Source organism: Catellatospora aurea (genome assembly GCF_042663325.1).
Taxonomy (GTDB): domain Bacteria; phylum Actinomycetota; class Actinomycetes; order Mycobacteriales; family Micromonosporaceae; genus Catellatospora; species Catellatospora aurea.
This window is the reverse complement of record NZ_JBHTAC010000028.1, coordinates 32,014-51,530: the sequence shown is the minus strand read 5'-3', so window position 1 is coordinate 51,530 and position 19,517 is coordinate 32,014. Positions and strand designations below refer to the sequence as shown.

Genomic DNA, 19,517 nt, shown 5'->3' with positions numbered 1-19,517 from the left:
ACACGGGCAGTCGCCGGGCGTCAGTCGCGTTGCAGGAGGCGGCGGCCGCATTCGAGCAGGGTCTGCCGCCGGGTGCGGTCGTCCAGGTCTGCCATCGCCGGGTCGCGGCTGGCGCCGACCAGGCCGCTGATGAACATGGCCAGGCCGATCCGGGTCTGCGGGTCCGGGTCCGGCCCGAGCATCAGGGCGCTGGTCTCGTCCCACCACTGGCGCATGGATTCCTGCTGGCCGAGCAGCCGGGTGAGGTACGGGTCCTGCATCAGCACCACGAAGCCGGAGTGCTCGTGCAGCGCGATCTCGATCAGCCCGCCGAGGACCTCGTCGACTCGGGCAGCCCGGGTGCGGTGCGCCTCGGCGCGGCGAGTGACGGCGGGCAGGGCGTCGAGCAGGGGCTTGAGCACGTCGAGGACGATCTCGTCCTTGGTCTTGTAGTGGTAGTAGAGCCCTGCCTTGGTCACCCCGGCCTCGTCGGCGATGCCCTGCAGCGAGGTCGCCTGGATGCCGTCACGGGCGAACAGCCGAAGCGCGACGGCCAGGAGCTGGTCGCGCCCGCCGCGGCGGCGCTGCGGCATGGCGCTCATTGCGGTCGGCCTCCTCGCCAGTCATCGAAAGGCCGCCACCCAGGGCCGTGAGCTGCGAGTATGCGTCGCCTCGGACGGGACTGCCATCAGAATGTGGGGTATACCTCTCGGGTAACCAAATGTTAGCCGCTCGGCTTAGTCGGCTTCTATCGTTCCTGGTCAACCAGTCGGCACACCCCCGCTGCCGCCCCCGGACACGGCAAGGAACTGATCATGGCGACGCTGCTTTACCGACTGGGACGGTTCTCCTTCCGGCGCCGCGGGCTGGTCACCGCCCTGTGGCTGGTGCTGCTGGCTGCCCTCGGCACCGGGGCGGCGACCCTGTCCGGGCCGACCAGCAACGCGTTCTCCATCCCCGGCACCGAGTCCTCCGAGGCTCTCACCGTGCTACGCGAGAAGATGGGGGTCGGCGCGGACGACGCAGCCGCCCAGGTGGTGTTCACCGCCCCGGACCAGGCGACGCTGACCGGCCCGACCCAGCAGGCCGCGATCGCCGAAGCGGTGTCGGCGCTGCGTGCCGCGCCGCACGTGGCGCAGGTCAGCGACCCGTTCCAGAGCCAGACGGTGTCGCCCGACCAGCGCACCGCGTTCGCGTCGGTCTCCTACGCGGTGCCCGCGGGCGATCTGACCGACGCCGACCGGCAGGCCCTGTACGCCGCCGGCCGCACGGCCGAGCAGGCCGACCTCGGGGTCGAGTTCGGCGGCACGGCCACCCAGCAGCAGTCCGCGGGCGGCGCAGCCGAGGCGATCGGCATCGCCGTGGCCGCGTTCATCCTGCTCATCACCTTCGGTTCGCTGGTCGCGGCCGGTCTGCCGCTGCTGACCGCGGTGCTGGGCGTCGGTTTCGGCATGGCCGGCATCCAGGTCGCCACCGGCTTCTTCGACCTGTCGTCGTCGACCTCGGCCCTGGCGACCATGCTGGGCCTGGCCGTGGCCATCGACTACGCGCTGTTCGTCGTCTCGCGGTTCCGCAACGAGCTGGCAGACGGCCACGAACCCGAGCAGGCCGCCGGACGGGCCGTCGGCACCGCCGGGTCGGCGGTCGTGTTCGCCGGCCTCACCGTCATCATCGCGCTGGTCGCCCTGTCGGTCACCGGCATCCCGTTCCTCACCGCGATGGGCGTGGCCGCCGCCGGCACCGTGGCGGTCGCGGTCGCGATCACGCTGAGCCTGGTGCCCGCGCTGCTCGGCTTCGCCGGACCCAGGATCCTCACCAGGGACAACCGCCGGGGTATCGGCCGCCACCGCTCCCCCGGCACGATGCCGATGGGTGGGCACTGGGCGCGCGGAGTGCTGCGCCGCCGCATCCCGGCGCTGCTGCTGTCCCTGGGCGTGGCCGGTGTCATGGCCATCCCGGCCCTCGACCTGAACCTCGCCCTGCCCGACGACAGCACCGCCGCCGCCGACTCCACCCAGCGCCGCGCCTACGACCAGCTCAGCGAAGGCTTCGGCGCCGGCTTCAACGGCCCCCTGCTGCTGGTCGTCGAGGACAACCTCGGCGACGTCGGCACCGCCGCCCAGCAGTCCCAGCAGATCGTCTCCCAGCTGCCCGACGTCGTCATGGTCACCCCACCGACGATCAACGCCGCCCGCGACACGGCCATGCTGACCGTGATCCCGCGCAGCGGACCCGGCACCCAGCAGACCAAGGACCTGGTGGCCGCGATCCGCGACCACGCTCCCGAGGTGACCGCGTCGACCGGAGGAGACCTGGCCGTCACCGGCACCGCCGCGCTCAACATCGACGTGTCCGACAAGCTGACCGCGGCCCTCGGCCCCTACCTGGCGATCGTCGTCGGGTTGGCGTTCGTGCTGCTCATGCTGGTTTTCCGCAGCGTGCTGGTGCCGCTGAAGGCCACCCTCGGCTTCCTGATCAGCGTCGCGGCCGCGTTCGGCGCCCTGGTCGCGGTCTTCCAGTGGGGCTGGCTCGCCGACCTGTTCGGGGTCGAGTCCACCGGACCGATCGTCAGCGTCATGCCGATCTTCCTCATCGGCGTGCTGTTCGGCCTGGCCATGGACTACGAGGTCTTCCTGGTGACCCGTGCCCGCGAGGAGTACGTCCACGGCGCGACACCCGACGAGGCGATCGTCACCGGCACCCGCCACGGCGCCCGCGTCGTCACCGCCGCCGCCCTCATCATGATCTCGGTGTTCGCCGGGTTCATCCTCACCGACGACACCATCGTCAAGTCCCTCGGCTTCGCGCTGGCCGTCGGCGTGGCCGTCGACGCGTTCCTGGTGCGTATGACGATCGTGCCCGCCGTCATGTCGCTGCTGGGCAAGGCCGCCTGGTGGCTGCCCGCCTGGCTCGACCGGCTCCTGCCCGATATCGACGTCGAAGGCGAGCAGCTCGCCCGCCGACTGGCCGCCGAGCAGGCACCCGCCGGTCCGGTGCCTGCCGAGGCGGGGTCGCCTGCGCCCCCCGTCGCCGGTATCGACGAGCGGGCTGCGGGCTGCGACAGCGACAGCGGATGCGGTGCCTGCGCTGGGCTCGCCGAGCCGCGGCAACTCGTCGCTGTCTGACCGGCGGGACGGCAGGGCGGGTGCCGAGTAGGTTGGCGGCAGTCCAGGAGAGGGGTCGCCCGGTGTGGGCTGAGATCCACGTGTTCGAGGGTCGTATGTACGTCACCCGGCAATGGGGATCGACGGGCGTACGCGTCGACGACGACGCCTCCGATGAAGACCTGGGGCAGGCAATCCTTGACTGTCTGAGCGGTCCCGCCCTTTCCGGCCTGGCCGCACTGGTGCCCGCGGACGGGGGGCGCACACCGTGGCAGATCTTCTGTGAGGACGTCGCGGGCGTCTCGACGAGCCGCTTCCGCCCCGAGAAACGCGTACGAGCGTTAAGGGTCGGCGACGGATGGCGGGTGGACGCCGTGCCGTATGCCATCGACTCCATGGCCACGAATGTCCCCGACACCGAAGGTCTGCGCGGACTGGGCACCGCGGTGCGCCGCGAACTGGCCTCGTTCCAACCGCGCTGGCCCGCGATCCGGCAAACCACGGTCATGACCACGGCGACACGCCGACTGGTCGTCATGCCGGACCTCGACGGCCACCTCGTCGGGCCGGCACGCGTCCTCGGCCCGGACGCCACGGCGGCAGAACTCTGCGACGCCGTCCGGGCAGCCGTCCCCGACGCCATCACCCACCGCGCGAGCGTGGACGCGTATCCGAGCGCGCTGTCGGCTGTCGGGGTCGACCAGCGGTGGCTCGACGGCGGCGCTCAGGTGACGGTCTCGGAGCTGTCCGATGGCACGGTCCGGTTGACCGGCCACGGCACCTCCGGCAACAGACTCACGGACGAACAGACGTGGCTTGGCCGAGTCGATGACATGGCGGCGGCCTGCGGGGTGGCATTGAAGATGATCCGAAGGCTGCCGACCCAGCACCTCCCGCCGGACACGCCCACCGGCGTCTCGTTCGGTTACAAGTGCTGCTGGCTCGCTGTGCGCAGCAGCGACTCGGCCGAGGTCGCCGACGCCGTCCGGCTTGCCGACGAGCGTACGGTCGACTGGGGCGCAGGTGTGCACGCCGCCTACGCCGGCGAGGTGTTCGTCTCGCCGCCGACCCGGGAATGGGTGTTCGTCGTCAGCGCGATGCTGCCGTTCGACGGGCTATCCGTCGCGGCGTTGAGTGCCCAACTCGCCACGGAGGTGCAGTACTTCGGCACCCACCGGATATCGGATTGTCACGAATGGGCGTACGCCAACGGCGGCTCACTTGTCCGGCGGATGGTGTGCGACGGGTCCAGCGGCGTCTTCGAGCAGCGAGGCACGCCCACCCAGGTGGAGATCGAGTTGGGTATCCCGGCGATGAACCTGGACTACTGGCAGGTCAGCGAGGATGACGTCATGCAGGTCGCGGCCGCCTGGAGCTTGGACCCGACCACGTTGCATCTCGTCGAGTCAAGCGCACCAACCGGTGTCCGCGGCACGGTCCGGAGAAGGCCGTGGGCCGAGCGGTGATCGCCACGGCGGGTACGGGCGTGGGAGACGGCGACCTGTGCTGCCCCACCACCGCGGTCACCGGGTTGACGGTGCGCCTTCGGGGACCACTCTCTTCATGAGAGCGAAGGCAGGGTGGCGTTTGCGCCACCACACCGCCGCGAACATGATGAGGCCGACAGCCAGCGCGGCCCGGCTGATGTCCTTGCCAGTCCACCTGGCGTCGGTGACGCAGGCTTCCTCGGTCTGGCAATAAAACACCGAGCCGACCCGGGGTTGTTGGACCTGGCAGGAGTCAGGGACATTGCAGTTGTAGGTGGGACCTGTCGATCGCTGACCGACTGCGGCAGGCCGGGGCGGCTGGGGGCGTTCGCCGAGCGTCAAGAAGACTTCGGCTGACAGCAAGGCACCGGTCAACAGCGACGCTCCGATCAGCGCCACTTTGCGAAGGATCATCGCCGAACTCCACCCCGTCGAAGGTCCGCGAAACTATGGACTGCCCGACCATGCGAAGTCAAGGTCGTCCCGTCGCCGTGCGGAACATGTCGCCGGAGCCGCGCAACGCGCCGATCACCCTGAAGCTGGTGGCAGCGAACGTGGGGCCGGGCGGATTCTCAGCCGTAATGCGCAGTCGTGTACCAGGAGGTCCGGGCGTTCCATCGCCCAGGCTTTGGCCACCGCTCCGACGCGATACCTCCGCAAGGGCTTGCCGGTCTCGGTTTCGATGTGCGGCGACGTGACCTTCTGCAACGCCTTCCAGGCCTGGCCGGCCAGGATGGCGAAGTCTCGCCGTACGCAATCGGGTTCCTCCCCGGGGAACCACTTGAAGGCCAGCCGGCCCGGCGACAGAGCTTCGGGCCGTTCGGGCGTCGCCCGGTACCACCCTCCGGTGGCGGCGAGCACGGTGTCGTCCGTGGTCACCACGGACGTGCGTAGATACTGGATGAGAGGTCCCACGGTGCCGCCGTCACGGCCGAGCAGCCGTAGGAATGCCTGGGTTCTGTCGTGCTGCATCGCCGCGGGTAGCGACTCATGCAGCGTGACGGTCCGGGCCCGCTGGTCGTGGGTCTCCCATCGCGCGAGGTCGGCGATCAACGGTGCCAGCGCCTTGCCGAACGCCGTCTCGTCCTCGGGCAGCATGAAGGTGCCGACCTGCTTGGAAGACGAACCTGTCTCGAACACCCGGCCATGATCGCAGAAGCCGCGGCGCCTCACCGACCTGAATGACGCCCCACGGCGAGCGTGGGCCCCGGAGGATTCTCCGGGGCCCACGTCGTCATGTCATCCACCAGGTGCCGGATCGATCAGCAGCCGGTGTGGATGATCTGGCAAAGCGTCACCTCATCGGCGACCCTGATACACCTGCGTCACCTGGTCGGCGGTGAGCTCGTAACCGTAGAGCCGGAAGTCGTCGATCAACCCGTCGAAACGGGAATCCCCCCAGCTCGTGCCGCCGATGAAGTTGGCCGTGGTGGTGCCGCCCACGCCGACGTCACCGATGCCGATGGTGAAATCGGTGCGGGTGGCCCGCAGGACGCCGTCGAAGTAGATCTTCCCGGTCGAGCCGTTCATCGTGAACACCACGTGCGTCCACGCGTTGAGCGGCAGGTCGTTGCCCGCACCGAGCAGAAGCCGTTCCTGCGTGGCTACTCCGGCCGCCTTGAACGTCGCCCCGAATCCGGTGGTCGTGCCGTTCGTGGACGACTGGAGCAGGAAGAACGTGTCCGTGCTGCTGCCGATCTGGACCAGTGGGACCCAGCTCGGCAGCGTGTCCGGACGCGCCCAGAAGGACACGGTGAACTGCTCGTCCAGTCCGGACGCGATGTTGTCGGCCATCTTGACGTGGTTGTTCGTGCTCGCGGCACCGCCCGGCAGCGACACCGCGCTGCCGTACTTGCCGGCTGCGTTCCAGCCGGTCGTACCCAGGAAGGAGGCCGCGCCGATCGACGACTTCGCGCCGGTGTTCGCGGCGGTGGTCCCCGTGTTCTCGTCGAAGGTGTAGCGGACGGCGACGCCTTCGTTGTACGCCTTGGCGATGTCCGCCGCGGTCAGGGTGGACGTGTACAGGCGCACGTCGTCGATGAGACCGTCGAACGCCGCGTCCCCGTAGCCGTTGCGGCCCAGCCAGTTGTTGGCCGTCGGGCCGACCTCGGTCATGCCGACGGTGAGGTCGGTCCGGGTCGCGATCACCACGCCGTTGAGGTACAGCGTGCCGATCGGGCCCTGCCGGGTGAAGGCCACGTGGTTCCACTGGTTGACGGCCACGTCCTGCGCCGGGGTGGCGAAGACGCGCTCCTCGGGGCCGGTCTTGCCCTTGAAGGTGACGGCGAGTCCGGTGCTGCCACTGGCCTGGGTCTGCATCTGGATCTGGTAGTAGCTCCCGGCTGAGCCGAGTCCGTCACCGATGTGGAACAGGCCGGTCCAGTTGGACTTCGTGTCGGGGCGGACCCACAGGCTGGTGGAGAAGTTCGCCGCGCCCTGCAGCAGGTTGTCCGGCAGGTCCACCGCGTTCGCGGTGCTGCCGCCGGGCAGGTTGACGGCCTTGCCGAGCACGCCGTTGACGGACCAGCTGGTGGTGCCGGTCAGGACGGCGGACCCGATCGAGCCGACGGAGCCGGTGTTGGCGGCGGTGGTGCCGGTTCCCTCCTCGAACTCGTACCGCACCGGGATGCCCGTGGCGGGCGGCGGGGCGTTGTCGCCGACGATGACCAGGTCGTCGATCATCAGGCTGGCGCCACCGGTCCCTGCCAGCGTGAGCGCCTGCGAGGCGGTCGCGGCGGTGAAGGTGCCGGAGTAGGTGCCGTAGGCGGCTGTCGACGGCTGGGCTGTCGTGGCGGTGAGCGTGGTGCTCAGGCTGCCGATCGACAGGCTGGCCGTCGCGGCGGCGGTCCCGGAGGACCGGGCGTCGCGGGCGTAGCGCAGCGATATCCGGTAGGTGGCTCCGGGGGTGAGGTCGCTGACGGTGCGCCTGATGTTGCCCGCGGTGCCCAGCGACAGCTGGTAGCCGGTGAAGCCGAGGCCGCCCTGGCCGGTGGCGTTGCCACGCACCAGCTGGACCTGGCTCTGGACGGTCCACGGCACCATCCGGCTGTTGCCGGCGGCGACGTCGACCGTCGCGGGCGGGTTGTTGGTGCGCCACTCGGCGGGCAGGCGCGGGTACTCGAACTGGTCGACGACCCGAGGGTTGAGCTGCGTCATGATGACCGCGGGGTCGATCTTGATGATCTTCGCGACCGACGGGGTGCCGGCGGCGTCGAAGACGAACAGCATGTAGGCGCCGGCCGGGGCGTAGTTGCCGTTGAGCGGCGAGTTGATGGTCACCGTGCCGCCGGACTGGGTGAACGCCAGGTTCTGGAAGTTCTGGTCGTTGTTGAACCCGTGCGTCACCGAACCGTTGCGGACCAGCGCGACCTTGGAGACGGTGCCCGTCGCGGTGATCTGGAAGGTGCCGTTGTAGCCGATCTTCGCCGGCGCGGTGTTGATCACCGGGCGAGGGGCGGCGTTGTTGCCGTCGAACAGGTACGACGGGGAGTAGTACTCCACATCGGTGTAGTTGCGCGGGCCGGGCGCGCCGCCGCCGCCGATCATGACCCGGCCGTCGGGCAGGAGCAGGGCGGTCGAGTGGTAGAGCCGGGCGTGCTCGGCCGGGATGACGACCTCGGTCCAGGCGCCGGTGTCCGGGTTCCAGATCTCGGGGTTGGTGACGTAGCCGCTGTTGCCGTTGTTCTCCCGGCCACCGCCGGTGACCAGCACGCGGCCGTCGGGCAGCAGCGTCGAGGTCGCCCAGTGGCGCTGGTACTTCATCGGCTGGGTCGCCGTGACGACCGGGTTGGCGGTGCCGCCGGTGATGTCGACGACGAAGCCCGCGCGGGCGCCGTCGGGGCCGCCGCCGTTGCCCCACCAGCCGCCGCCGACCTGCAGGATCTTGCCAGGGCGGAACATCGTGGCGGTGGAGGTGGCACCGACCGGGTTGCCGTTGGCGCCCTGGTTGGAGATGTTGGTGGGCAGGGTGCCGCGCAGCGTCAGCTGCCCGGTGCCGCTGTTGCCGTACGGGTTGAGCTCGTACATCTGCGTGCCGGTGATGTTGAACAGGGTCCCGGTGGTCGGGGAGACGAACGCACGCGGGTACCACCAGCGGTTCTCGTCAGCGCCGGCGTGGTCGGACCCGCCGTCACCGTACGCGGCCGAGTTCGTGGCCCCGGTGAGCTTCTTCCAGCCCGAGCCCTGCTCCGGGGTGTAGATCTCCGGGGTGAGCACACCGCGCCCGCCCGGTCCACCGGTGAGGCTGCCACCCTGCACGACGACGTCGCCGTTCGGCATGGTGGTGCCGGTCGGGTACCAGCGGGGGTAGTTCATGGGCGCTTCGTTCTGCAGCCCGTTGTTGGTGGTGTAGCTGGTGACGCCGATCGCGCCGTCGTTCGGGGCGTTGCCACCCATGCCGTCGTCGCCGCCGACCGTCATGGTGGAGTGGTCGTGCGGGGACTGCACCTGCATGGCACAGAACAGGTCCGTGTATGTCGTGTTCGGCAGAATGCCGTTGCGCACGTTCGCCAGGGTCCGTGGCGTGGCCGGGTCCCAGAGGTCGACCTCCATCTGGCCGCCCTGCGTGACCCCGTCGTTGCCGGTCCAGTCGTACGGCGTGGTGTCGTTGGCCCAGCCGCCGACGCTGCCGAAGGACTGCACGCGCCCGTCGGAGGTCAGCGCCATGTTGATCGGGACCAGCGGCCACGGGGTGACGCCGCTCCAGGAGCCGGCCTGGTCCTTGACCGGCGGCGAGCAGTCGCCGGCCAGCAGCTTCGCGGCGTAGGCGAGGCCGTTCTTCATCTGGGCGAGCATGTAGGACTCGCTGTACGCGGTGCCCTCGTGGCCCATGGAGGTGTACCAGGACCGGCCGGAGTCGATCGTCTGGCACCAGGTGACCGGGTGCATGGAGCCCTGGCGGCCCATGCCGTAGGAGGACTCGTCGGCCTGGATGAGGGTGCGCACCCACGGGGCCGGGTTGACCACCCAGTCATACCACTCGTCGCTGCGGGTGAGGCTGGCCGTCACGCCCTGGGTGAGCGGGTGGCTGGTGTTCGTCACGAACACGCGGCCCGGCCGCACGCCCGGGTTCTCCGGGTGTCCCTCGGAGACGGCGCCGACGAGGCGGGCGTAGAACGGGTTGACGTCGTGCTCGCTCTCGCCGACCGACCATCCGGTGTAGTGCAGGCCCATGAAGCCGCCGCCACCGCGGATGTAGGTCTCCAGCGCGGATCGCTGCGAAGCGTTGAACAGGACGCCACCGGTCTGGGCGAAGACGACCGTGTCGCGGATGGCGAGGTTGGCGGTGTTGAACGCCGCCGGGTCGTCGGTCTCCTGGATGTCCACCGGCTGGCCGTACTGCGTGCCGAGCTGGGCGGCCAGGTCACGCACGGCCTGGCGGGCCTGCACGTTGGAGGCGTGGAAGTTGGCCTTGTAGAACAGCAGGATGCTGAGCCGGCCGTCGTTGTCGGGGGCTGCGTGGGCCGCGGTGGGGCCGGTCAGCAACCCGGCGATCGTGGCCAGCGCGACGAACGCCGCAGCGGCCCGACCGGACAGTCCGCGGAACCGTCGGTCGAGTTGTGCGAATAGGAGGGTGCGGGCAGACCTGCGGGGCACTTTCATAAGGCATCCCTTGAGGTTCGGCGGGCGTGGCGGCGAGGACGGCCGCCGCCACGGGAGCCTGAACGTAAGACACCCGTGAATAGCCTGTCAAGAATCGTGTCCACGTACGTGAACCGAGTTTTAACAGCGTTCTCATATGCGAACCACAACTCGTTCTATCACGGCCGTCTGTCGTAACCGGATGGATGCATGGGGTGGAGCGGCTACATCGATTTTGATGTGCTCACATCAAAAAAGATGTAGCCACAGACCCGGCACTGTCGCCCAGGACATCACCCAGAGTGCAGACACGGAGGTGGGCCCGCCGGATCTTCCGGCGGGCCCACCTCGTCAGGTCACGCACATGGCTCACCTCTGCGGTGAGCTGAGCTCATCGCAGCTCGGCGATGACGGTCTTGAGCTCGGTGTAGTCGTCCAGGCCGAACGAGCCGAGCTCGCGCCCCCAGCCCGACTGCTTGAAGCCGCCGCGCGGCAGGGTGACGTCGTCGGCGTGCCACGTGTTGAGCCACACCGTGCCGGCCCGCAGGCGGGCGCCGACGCGGTGGGCGGTGCCGATGTCGCGCGACCAGACACCCGCGGCGAGCCCGTACACCGTGTTGTTCGCGGCCGCGACGACCTCGTCCTCGGTGTCGAACGGGATCGCCGTCACGACCGGGCCGAAGATCTCGTCGGTCTGCACGGCCATCCGCTCGTTGACGGCCGTGATGAGCGTCGGCTGCACGAAGAAGCCGCGATCGCCGACCGCGTCGGCGCTGCCCGCGTTGAGCACCGCGCCCTCGGCGACCGCGCCCCGGATGTAGCCCAGCACCTTCTCGTGCTGCTCCTTGGAGACCAGCGGGCCCATGTGCGAGGTCGGGTCGAAGCCGTCGCCCACCTTGATGGCGCGCGCGGCCGCGGCCACCCCCTCGACGACCTGGTCGAAGACGTCGCGCTGGACGTAGAGGCGCGAGCCGTTGACGCAGCACTGCCCCTCGTTGAAGTAACCGCCCAGCACCGCCCCGGCGATGGCTGCCTCGATGTCGGCGTCGTTGAAGATGATGTTGGGTGCCTTGCCGCCGAGCTCCAGGGAGACCTTCTTGAGGTTGCCCGAGGCCGCGGCGGCGATCTTCTTGCCGACCTCGGTGCTGCCGGTGAAGGCGACCTTGTCGACGCCGTGGTGGTCGACCAGCGCCGCCCCGGTGTCGCCGAAGCCGGGCAGGATGTTCACGACGCCCGCGGGCAGGCCGGCCTCCAGCAGGAGCTCGCCGAGGCGCAGCGCGGTCAGCGGGGTCTGCTCGGCCGGCTTGAGGATGACGGTGTTGCCCGCGGTGATCGCCGGGATGATCTTGAAACAGGCCATCAGCAGCGGGAAGTTCCACGGCACGATGCCCGCGACGACGCCGACCGGCTCGCGGCGGGTGTACGCGTGGAACTCGCGCCCCGGCACGGACATCGGGATGGTCGTGCCCTCCATCTTGGTCGCCCAGCCGGCGAAGTAGCGGAAGAGCTCGGCGGAGGTCGCGACGTCACCGTCGCGGGCCGCCTCGACGCGCTTGCCGTTGTCGAGGGCTTCCAGCTGCGCGAACTCGTCGGCGTGGGCGTCGATCAGGTCGCCGATGCGCCACAGCAGGTGGGAGCGGTCGCGCGGGGTCATCCTCGCCCACGGGCCGGACTCGAACGCCGTACGCGCCGCCACGACCGCACGGTCCACGTCGACAGCGGACGCGTACGCGACCTGGACCAGCACCTCCTCGGTCGACGGGTTGACGGTGTCGAACGTCCTGCCGTCCTTCGCGTCCACCCACTCGCCGCCGATGAGCAGCTGCTTGGGCGAGGACAGGAACGATCGGACGGCGGGCAGGAGTGCGGAGTTCTCGTTGGACATGGTGGCCTTCCCTATGTGCGAATACCGTGGTCGTGACACCGGAGCGGCATCGGTTACTTGATGATCGACACTTTCGACCAGTCGAGGGTGAGTGCGACGGCGACGACGATGATCACGCCGTACAGGATCTGCTCGTAGGCGGACGGCACGCCGACGATCGGCAGGCCGACCCGCAGCAACGTCACCACGAGCGCCCCGGCGAGGCTCCGCCAGAGGCTGCCGTGGCCGCCGGTGATGGCGGTGCCGCCGACGACGATCGCCGCGACCGCCGGCAGCAGCAGGTTGTCGGCCATGGTCGGTCCGCCGCTGTACTGGCGGGAGACCAGCATGACCGCCGCGAACCCGGCGCAGGCGCCGGAGACGCAGAACGCGCCGATCTTGACCAGGTCGACGGGCGTTCCGGCGAGCCGCGCGGCCGACTCGGAGTAGCCGGTGGCCGAGATCCAGCTCTGCAGCGGGGTCGCCTTCAGGACGGCGGCGATCAGGGCCACGACGAGCAGCGCCATCGCGGCCGACATCGGCACGTAGCCGCCGAGGTAGAGCTCGAGCCACGCGACCGGGGTGTCGTCGACCACCCGCACGGTGCCGGCGCCGGAGACGACGAGGGCGACCGCGGACAGGATGCTCATCCCGCCCAGCGTGACGATGAACGACGGGATCCGTAGCAGCACGTGCGCCAGTCCCTGCACAGCGCCGATCGCCGCCGCGACGGCGATGACGACCGGCGTGGCCAGGCCGCCGAGGTGCGGTAGCCAGAGGGCCAGCAGGACGGTCGTCAGCGAGGCCAGCGCGGCGATGGACAGGTCGATGCCACCGCACAGGACGATGAGCGTCGCCCCCGCGGCGAGCACGATGAGCGGCGCGGCGGTCCGCGCCACCGCGGTCAGGCTCCGCGCGGTCAGGAAGTCCGGGTCGGCGACGGCGAGTGCGGCCACCAGCGCCACCAGGGCGATGAGCGGCATGAACCCGGTGAGTCGCTGGGCTGCGCGGGGGCCGTTCCGGCCGGTCGCGGGTTCGGCGACCGGCTGCATGGCGACGGGAGTGCTCATACCATCTCTTTCACGAGGTCCAGAGGGCTCGGCTTGCCGCCGTTGGGGCAGGCGACCTCGGCCACCACCCGGCCGTCGTTCATGACCAGGATGCGGTCGGCCATGCCGATGGCCTCTTCAAGGCTGTCGGCCAGCAGCACGGTGGCGACCCCGTTCGCCGCGAGCTCGCGCATCAGGCGGTAGACCTCCGAGCGGGCGCCGATGTCCAGGCCGCGCGTCGGGTGGTCCAGCAGCAGCAGCCGGATGTCGCCGCCGACCAGCCAGCGGGCCAGGACCACCTTCTGCTGGTTGCCGCCGGACAGCCGCTGGATGGGGGTGTCGCGGCCCGGCGTGCGGATGGACAGCCGCTCGATCCAGCGGTCGACCAGTCCGGCCTGTTTCCCGGGTGCCACGAACGGGCCGGAGCAGCGCGCCTTCTGCTTGGTCAGGGTCATGTTGTCGGCCACCGACATCGGGCCGACCATGCCTTCCGTCTTGCGTTCGGCCGGCACGTAGCCGATTCCGGCGGCGCACGCGGCGCGGGTGTTCGGCAGGCTGATCTTCTTGCCGTCCATCCGGATCTCGCCCGCGGTCGTCGGCTCCGCGCCGAACAGGGCGCGGCAGACGTCCTCCCGGCCGGATCCGTGCACACCGACGATCGCCACGATCTCGCCTGCCGCGACGTCGAGGTCGATGTCGCGGAAGGTCTGGCCCGACAGGCCGCGTACGGACAGCCGGGGCTGCTCGGCCTCGACGGCCGTGGCGGCGTTCTCGTGGTAGTGGTCGTCGGACCCGGTGGATCCGATCATCATCCGGTGCAGCTCGCGCGGGACGGCCCCGGCGGTGGCGACCTCGCCGACCGACTGGCCGTTGCGCAGCACCGCGACCCGGTCGCACACGTCGAGCACCTCGTCGAGGCGGTGCGAGACGAACACGACCGAGGCGAACTCGCGCAGCCGGCGGATCTGCGCGAACAGGGTCTCGATCTCCTTGGACTCCAGGACCGAGGTCGGTTCGTCCAGGATGATGACCGGCGGGTGCTGGCTGCGCTGCTCGATGCGCAGCACCTTCGCGATCTCGACCATCTGCCGGTCGGCGAAGGACAGCGAGTCGGTGCGGGCCAGCGGGTCGATCTTCGAGCCGATCTTGTCGAGCTGCTCCTGGGCCAGGCGGCGCATGACGTCCCAGCGGTAGACGCCGCGACGGACCGCGCCCCCTTCGCCGCCGAGCAGGATGTTCTCCGCGGCGGTGAGGTTGGGCACCAGCGACTGCTCCTGGAACACCATGCCGATGCCGTGGTCGGCGGCGTCGACGACGCTGCGCAGCTTGACGGCCTCGCCGCGGACGTAGATCTCGCCGGCGTCGGGGGTGACCAGGCCGACCAGCGCTTTGAGCAACGTGGACTTGCCCGCGCCGTTCTCGCCGGCCAGGCCCAGCACCTCGTGCTGGTGGACGACCAGGTCGACGCCGTCGAGTGCCTTCACGCCCGGGTAGTGTTTGACGAGGCCGCGAACCTCCAGCGCCGGCACCGGCGCGGACGTGGTGGGCTCCCGTTCGGCTGGGACGCTCACTTGACCACCTGGTTTCTGCGACGCTGGGGGATGACCGCGGCGGCGACCGCGGCCACGACGATGAGCCCCTCGACCCCACCCTGCCAGTACGGGCTGACGCCGATCTGCACGAGACCGTTCGTGAGCACCATGACCAGCACGACGCCCACCGCGGAGTGCAGGACGCCGCCGCGGCCCCCGGTGAGCAGGGTGCCGCCGACGACCGCGGCGGTGATGGCCGAGAAGTCGTATCCGTTGCCGGCCTGCACGAGACCGGCGCCGAGCTGACTGGTCACCATGACCCCGCCCAGCCCGTAGAAAGCGCCGGCCAGGGCGAACACCGCGACCTTGTACGGCTTCACCTTGACGCCCGACAGCGTCAGCACCTCCTCGGCGCCGCCGATCGCGAAGGCGTACCGGCCGAGCCGGGTGTAGCGCTGGATGAGCCAGCCGACCAGGATGCACGCGGCGGCGATCCAGGTGAGGTAGGACAAGCCCAGGAAGCGTTCGATCGCCCAGCTCTTGAGCATGGCGTCGGTGATGTTGGGCTGGACGCCGGCGAACAGGAGGGTCGCGACACCGAGCCCGATCGCCGACACCCCGAGCGTGGCCATGAACGAAGGCACCTTCAGCAGCACCAGCGCGAGCCCGCTCAGGCAGCCGAACGCGCAGCCCAGCGCGACGGCGACCGCGATCCCGAGCAGCCCGAAGTCGTTGTCGTTGCGGTTGTTGGCCACCAGCAGCGACACGGTCAGGGCGGAAGCGCCCATCACGCCGGCGGACGACAGGTCGATGGACCCCATCATCAGCACGAACGTGATGCCGCAGGTGACCACGGCGAGCACCGCGGCGGCGTCCACGATGTTCTGGACGTTCTCAATGCTGCGGAACTGCGGGCTCAGGGCCGCGAAGATCAAGAAGAGGACGACCAGCGCGACCGGAGGCCCGGCGTCTCGAAACGCCGCGCCCCGCCGGAAGACCCGGCGAGACGCGGCGGTCCCGGATGTGACCGTCACTTCAGGGGCCCGGCCACACGCTTGAAGACGTTGGCGCAGTCGAAGTCCGCCGGGTCCGTCTTCGGCTGGGCGAAGTCGGCGGCGTTCTCCTTGGTGATGAGGAACTGCTCGGCGAAGAACGCCCGGTTGTCCGCGGCGATGTCCTTGACCTGCAGCTTGCCGGTGGCGACGCAGAAGCCGATCGCCAGGCCGATGCCGCCCTGCCACGTGCCGTCGCTGGAGACGGTGGCGGTCATGGAGCCGTTCTGCACCGCCGTGACGGCGTCGGGCACGGCGTCGATGCCGACGACGGCGACCTTGCCGGCCTTACCCGCCTGCTGCAGTGCCTCCAGGGCGCCGAGCGCCATGTCGTCGTTGGCGGCCCAAATGCCCTTGACCTTGTCACCGTGCTTGGTCAGCAGCGTCTTGGTGACCGTCAGCGCCTCGGCGCGCGAGAAGTTGGCGGTCTGCTGGTCGAGCAGCTGGACACCGGAGTTCGCCTTGAGCGACTCCTGCAGGCCGGCGAACCGGTCCTTGGCCGCCGCGGTGTCCAGCACGCCCTGCAGCGCGATGATGCCGCCCGAGCCGCCGATCGACTTGGCCAGCGCGTCACCGATCTGCTTGCCGGACTCGACGCCGTTGTAGGTGATGTGGCTGATCCACGTCTGGTAGTCGGCCGGCTTCAGGTCGGCCGGCTTGTTCCACTGGGTGACGAGGAACGCGCCGGCCTTGTCGGCGCCCTTGACGATCGGCGCGGTGTCCGAGTCGCCGTTGGGGAGCACGTTCATGACCAGGCACTTGGTGTCCCCGGCGAGCAGCTGGCTGATCTGCTCCTGCTGCTTGGTGGAGTCACCGCCGTAGGTGAGGCGCTGCTGGGTGAGGCCGACGGTCTTGGCGAAGGCGTCACCGCCGGCCAGCCACGAGGCCTCGTAGGGGTTGGACTCGTTGCGGACCTGGCCGACGAGCTTGACGTCGGCCGGCTTGCAGGCGCCCGCACCGGCGGGGCCGTTCTCCCCGGCGGGGGCCTCGCTGCAGGCGGCCAGGCCTGCGGCTGCCAGGGACAAGGTCAATAAGACTGCGGTGGGACGGAACGCGATCTTCACGGTTTGTCCTCGATCTCTTCAGTGCCGGAGGATCCGGCGGTGGGTGGCACAAACAGAGAGCGAAAGCTGCCGCCGGGTGGGCTTGGTGGCGACAGTGTCGTTGTATGGTGCGGTTTTGGTGCGCTGGAGGCCAGGGTCAGCGGGCCATCCAGCCTCCGTCGACGACCAGGACATGGCCGTTGACGTAGTCGGCGGCGGCGGAACTCAGGAAGACGGCCGCTCCGGCGATGTCGGAGGCGTCTCCCCAGCGGCCCGCCGGGATGCGCTCGAGGATGGCCCGGGAGCGGTCCGGGTCCGCCCGCAGCGCGGTCGTGTTGTCGGTGTTCATGTAGCCGGGTGCGATGGCGTTGACCTGCACGCCGAGCGGAGCCCACTCGTTGGCCAGGGCCTTGGTGACGCCGGCGACGCCGTGCTTGCTGGCGGCGTACGCCGCCACGCGCAGCCCGCCCTGGAAGGACAGCAGGCTGGCCACGTTGACGATCTTGCCGTGCCCGCGTTCGGTCATCGGGCCCCCGAACTGCTGGCAGAGCAGGAACAGAGCGTTGAGGTTGACGTCCACCACGCGGTTCCACGACTGGCGGCTCACGTCCACCGAGTCGGCCCGGTCGATGATCCCGGCGTTGTTGACCAGGATGTCGACCTGGCGGTCGCTGTTCACCTGCGCCGCGACCCGCTCGACGGCCTCGTGGTCGCTGACGTCGAGGTCGACGGTCTCCACCTTGGCGCCGAAGACGGACAGCCGGTCCCGGGTGGCCGACTGGCTGCCCGGCCGGCCCAGCAGGACCAGGTCGGCACCCGCCTGGGCGAGCCCGACGGCGATGGCCTGTCCCAGGCCGCGGCCCGCGCCGGTCACCACGGCGCAGCGGCCGGTCAGGTCGAACGGCGAGCGGAGGTGTGCGGCGGGCTGGGCGGTCACAGGTCCTCCAGCGCCACCGGCTGCAGGTCGGTGTAGTCGTTGTTCTCGCCGCCCATGGCCCAGATGAAGGCGTAGGAGCCGGTGCCGACGCCCGAGTGGATCGACCACGGCGGGGAGATGACGGCCTCGCGGTCGCGCACGACCAGGTGGCGGGCGGCCCCGGGCTGGCCCATCAGGTGGAAGATCCGGTCCTTCTCGTCGAGGTCGACGTACATGTAGACCTCGGTGCGCCGGTCGTGCAGGTGCGGCGGGAAGGTGTTCCAGACCGAGCCGTCGGCGATGACGGTCACGCCGAACTGGAGCACCGAGGTCTGCAGCTCCTGACCCCAGGCGTAGCGGTAGAGGCTGCGCTCGCTCGCGCCCTGCGGCGTGCCCAGCTTGACCGGCTCGATCGCCGCGTGGCTCAGCAGGGCGGTGGGGTAGGTCGCGTGCGCCGGGGCGGAGACGAAGTAGAACGCGGCGTCCTCACCGGCGAACACGACTTCGTTGCCCCGGCCGACGAACAGCCCGTCCAGGTGGCGCAGCTCGAGCTTCTCGTCGTTGACGAGCACGTGCCCGGCCTGGCCGACGTTGACGATGCCGAGCTCGCGGCGGGTCAGGTGCGTGGTCGCGCCGAGCACGTCCCAGGCCGGCAGCTCGAGCTGTCCGGCGCCGGGCACCGCTCCGCCGACGACCAGCCGGTCGTCGTGGGTGTAGACCCCGCGGACCTCGCCGGTGCGGAACAGGCTCTCGACGAGAAAGTTCTTTCGCAGGTCCGCATTCGTTGCCGTCTCCACGCTGGACGGCGATGCAGAGTGCCTTACCTCGATCAAAACTTCTCCTCGTTTGTGAACCCGGTTCCGCTATGTGAACTGAGCGCGACGATACCTGTGGTTCCGATCACGGGTCAAGGGGCCGAAATCAGTCCCTCTATGTGAACTGTGGTTTAGTGTGGTACGCGTAGTACCTGCACCACGGTTGATTGATGAGGAGGCGTCGGTGGACGCGGACAGAACGGCCAACAGCAGCTCCGCCAACTCGCAGGTGAAGTCCGCCGCGCGTGTCCTCGACGTCCTGGACGACATAGCCGCCAACGGCCCCGGCACCCAGCTGCAGCTGGCCACGCGCCTCGGCATCCCGAAGAGCAGCCTGCACGCGCTGCTGCGCACCATGTGCGCCCGCGGCTGGCTGGACACCGACCAGACCGGCAGCATCTACCGGCTCGGCGTGCACACGCTGACGGTCAGCTCCGCCTACATCGACGGCGACCCGGTGCTGTCGCGCGCCAGCGCCGTCATGGACGAGATCGCGGCGGCCACCGAGGAGACGGTGCACCTGGGCCGCCTTGAAGGCGCGGAGATCATCTACACCGCCAAGCGCGAGTCCAAGTACCCGCTGCGGATGTACTCGGCCGTCGGCCGGCGCCTTCCCGTCTACAGCACGGCCCTGGGCCGGGCGATGCTCGCCGAGATGCCCGAGGACGTCCGCGCGACGCTCGTGCCCCACCAGATCAAGGCCATCACCGCCCAGACGATCACGGACCGCGACGCCTTGCTGGCGATCATCGACAAGGCCACCCAGGTCGGCTACGCCGAGGAGAGCGAGGAGTCGTGCCTGGGCGTGCGCTGCTTCGGCGTCGCGCTGCCGTTCTCCCGCCGCTCGGTCGACGCGCTGAGCGTCGCCGTCCCGATCAGCCGCCTCAAGCAGGGCCGGGAGGACCTCATCATCGAGACCCTGCTGAGCGTGAAGGCGCGACTGTCCGCGATGCGCGACAACCGGCTGGCGCGCTGACCCGCCACGTACCGGCCGCCGAGGCCGCACCTCGAACGACGAAAAGGGGCCGACCACGGGTCGGCCCCTTTTCCATACCCGCATGGACCCTCGACCAGCCAGGCCGAGCCGGTGCGGCCC

14 protein-coding genes are annotated in these 19,517 nt (G+C 69.9%); 3 read left to right on the top strand and 11 right to left on the bottom strand.

Annotation, left to right across the window (positions count from 1 at the left end; all coding sequences use genetic code 11):
* Positions 1-20: 20 nt before the first annotated feature.
* The gene (locus tag ACFQO7_RS24440) at positions 21-581 is read right to left on the bottom strand and encodes a TetR/AcrR family transcriptional regulator (RefSeq protein ID WP_376808547.1); all 561 of its coding nucleotides are present in this window, start codon (positions 579-581) and stop codon (positions 21-23) included.
* Positions 582-794: 213 nt separating this feature from the next.
* Here ACFQO7_RS24440 and ACFQO7_RS24435 point away from each other — a divergent pair, with 213 nt between their 5' ends.
* Positions 795-3,104 (top strand): MMPL family transporter, encoded by a 2,310-nt coding sequence (locus ACFQO7_RS24435; protein WP_376808546.1) that lies wholly within the window; start codon positions 795-797, stop codon positions 3,102-3,104.
* A 95-nt stretch (positions 3,105-3,199) separates the two neighbouring features.
* Positions 3,200-4,549 (top strand): hypothetical protein, encoded by a 1,350-nt coding sequence (locus ACFQO7_RS24430; RefSeq protein WP_376808545.1) that lies wholly within the window; start codon positions 3,200-3,202, stop codon positions 4,547-4,549.
* Positions 4,550-4,606: 57 nt separating this feature from the next.
* Here ACFQO7_RS24430 and ACFQO7_RS24425 read toward each other — a convergent pair whose 3' ends face one another.
* From ACFQO7_RS24425 to kduI, 10 genes are all read right to left on the bottom strand, one after another.
* On the bottom strand, positions 4,607-4,984 hold the full coding sequence (locus ACFQO7_RS24425; RefSeq protein WP_376808544.1) for a hypothetical protein: 378 nt from the start codon (positions 4,982-4,984) through the stop codon (positions 4,607-4,609).
* A gap of 114 nt (positions 4,985-5,098) precedes the next feature.
* Positions 5,099-5,710: a hypothetical protein gene (locus ACFQO7_RS24420; RefSeq protein WP_376808543.1), complete on the bottom strand. Its 612-nt coding sequence runs from the start codon at positions 5,708-5,710 to the stop codon at positions 5,099-5,101.
* A gap of 159 nt (positions 5,711-5,869) precedes the next feature.
* Positions 5,870-10,171, bottom strand: coding sequence for a LamG-like jellyroll fold domain-containing protein (locus ACFQO7_RS24415; protein ID WP_376808542.1), 4,302 nt, complete (start codon positions 10,169-10,171; stop codon positions 5,870-5,872).
* Positions 10,172-10,541: 370 nt separating this feature from the next.
* Positions 10,542-12,035 carry an aldehyde dehydrogenase family protein gene (locus ACFQO7_RS24410; RefSeq protein WP_376808541.1) on the bottom strand — a complete coding sequence of 498 codons (1,494 nt, stop codon included), beginning with the start codon at positions 12,033-12,035 and terminating at the stop codon, positions 10,542-10,544.
* 53 nt (positions 12,036-12,088) lie between these two features.
* Entirely contained in the window at positions 12,089-13,084 is a 996-nt protein-coding gene (locus tag ACFQO7_RS24405; RefSeq protein WP_376808540.1) for an ABC transporter permease, read from the bottom strand.
* The gene (locus tag ACFQO7_RS24400) at positions 13,081-14,634 is read right to left on the bottom strand and encodes a sugar ABC transporter ATP-binding protein (protein ID WP_376808539.1); all 1,554 of its coding nucleotides are present in this window, start codon (positions 14,632-14,634) and stop codon (positions 13,081-13,083) included. The genes ACFQO7_RS24405 and ACFQO7_RS24400 overlap by 4 nt, the downstream gene beginning before the upstream one ends.
* Complete coding sequence (locus ACFQO7_RS24395; RefSeq protein WP_376808538.1) at positions 14,631-15,530, bottom strand: ABC transporter permease; 900 nt, start codon at positions 15,528-15,530, stop codon at positions 14,631-14,633. Before ACFQO7_RS24395 ends, ACFQO7_RS24400 begins: the two co-directional genes overlap by 4 nt.
* A 95-nt stretch (positions 15,531-15,625) precedes the next feature.
* On the bottom strand, positions 15,626-16,672 hold the full coding sequence (locus tag ACFQO7_RS24390) for a sugar ABC transporter substrate-binding protein (RefSeq protein WP_376808537.1): 1,047 nt from the start codon (positions 16,670-16,672) through the stop codon (positions 15,626-15,628).
* Between the two features lie 175 nt (positions 16,673-16,847).
* Positions 16,848-17,627, bottom strand: coding sequence for a 2-dehydro-3-deoxy-D-gluconate 5-dehydrogenase KduD (kduD, locus tag ACFQO7_RS24385; RefSeq protein WP_376808536.1), 780 nt, complete (start codon positions 17,625-17,627; stop codon positions 16,848-16,850).
* The gene (gene kduI / locus ACFQO7_RS24380; RefSeq protein ID WP_376808535.1) at positions 17,624-18,403 is read right to left on the bottom strand and encodes a 5-dehydro-4-deoxy-D-glucuronate isomerase; all 780 of its coding nucleotides are present in this window, start codon (positions 18,401-18,403) and stop codon (positions 17,624-17,626) included. The genes kduD and kduI overlap by 4 nt, the downstream gene beginning before the upstream one ends.
* A 202-nt stretch (positions 18,404-18,605) precedes the next feature.
* On the opposite strand from kduI, the gene ACFQO7_RS24375 reads away from it, so the two are divergent.
* Positions 18,606-19,397, top strand: coding sequence for an IclR family transcriptional regulator (locus ACFQO7_RS24375; protein WP_376808534.1), 792 nt, complete (start codon positions 18,606-18,608; stop codon positions 19,395-19,397).
* Positions 19,398-19,517: the final 120 nt, after the last annotated feature.

Bases quoted from the DNA above. Each gene is read 5' to 3' on its own strand.
- ACFQO7_RS24435 (WP_376808546.1), top strand. From the start codon at position 795: ATGGCGACGCTGCTTTACCGACTGGGACGGTTCTCCTTCCGGCGCCGC.
- ACFQO7_RS24425 (WP_376808544.1), bottom strand. From the start codon at position 4,984: ATGATCCTTCGCAAAGTGGCGCTGATCGGAGCGTCGCTGTTGACCGGT.
- ACFQO7_RS24430 (WP_376808545.1), top strand. From the start codon at position 3,200: ATGTACGTCACCCGGCAATGGGGATCGACGGGCGTACGCGTCGACGAC.
- ACFQO7_RS24410 (WP_376808541.1), bottom strand. From the start codon at position 12,035: ATGTCCAACGAGAACTCCGCACTCCTGCCCGCCGTCCGATCGTTCCTG.
- ACFQO7_RS24440 (WP_376808547.1), bottom strand. From the start codon at position 581: ATGAGCGCCATGCCGCAGCGCCGCCGCGGCGGGCGCGACCAGCTCCTG.
- ACFQO7_RS24415 (WP_376808542.1), bottom strand. From the start codon at position 10,171: ATGAAAGTGCCCCGCAGGTCTGCCCGCACCCTCCTATTCGCACAACTC.
- ACFQO7_RS24405 (WP_376808540.1), bottom strand. From the start codon at position 13,084: ATGAGCACTCCCGTCGCCATGCAGCCGGTCGCCGAACCCGCGACCGGC.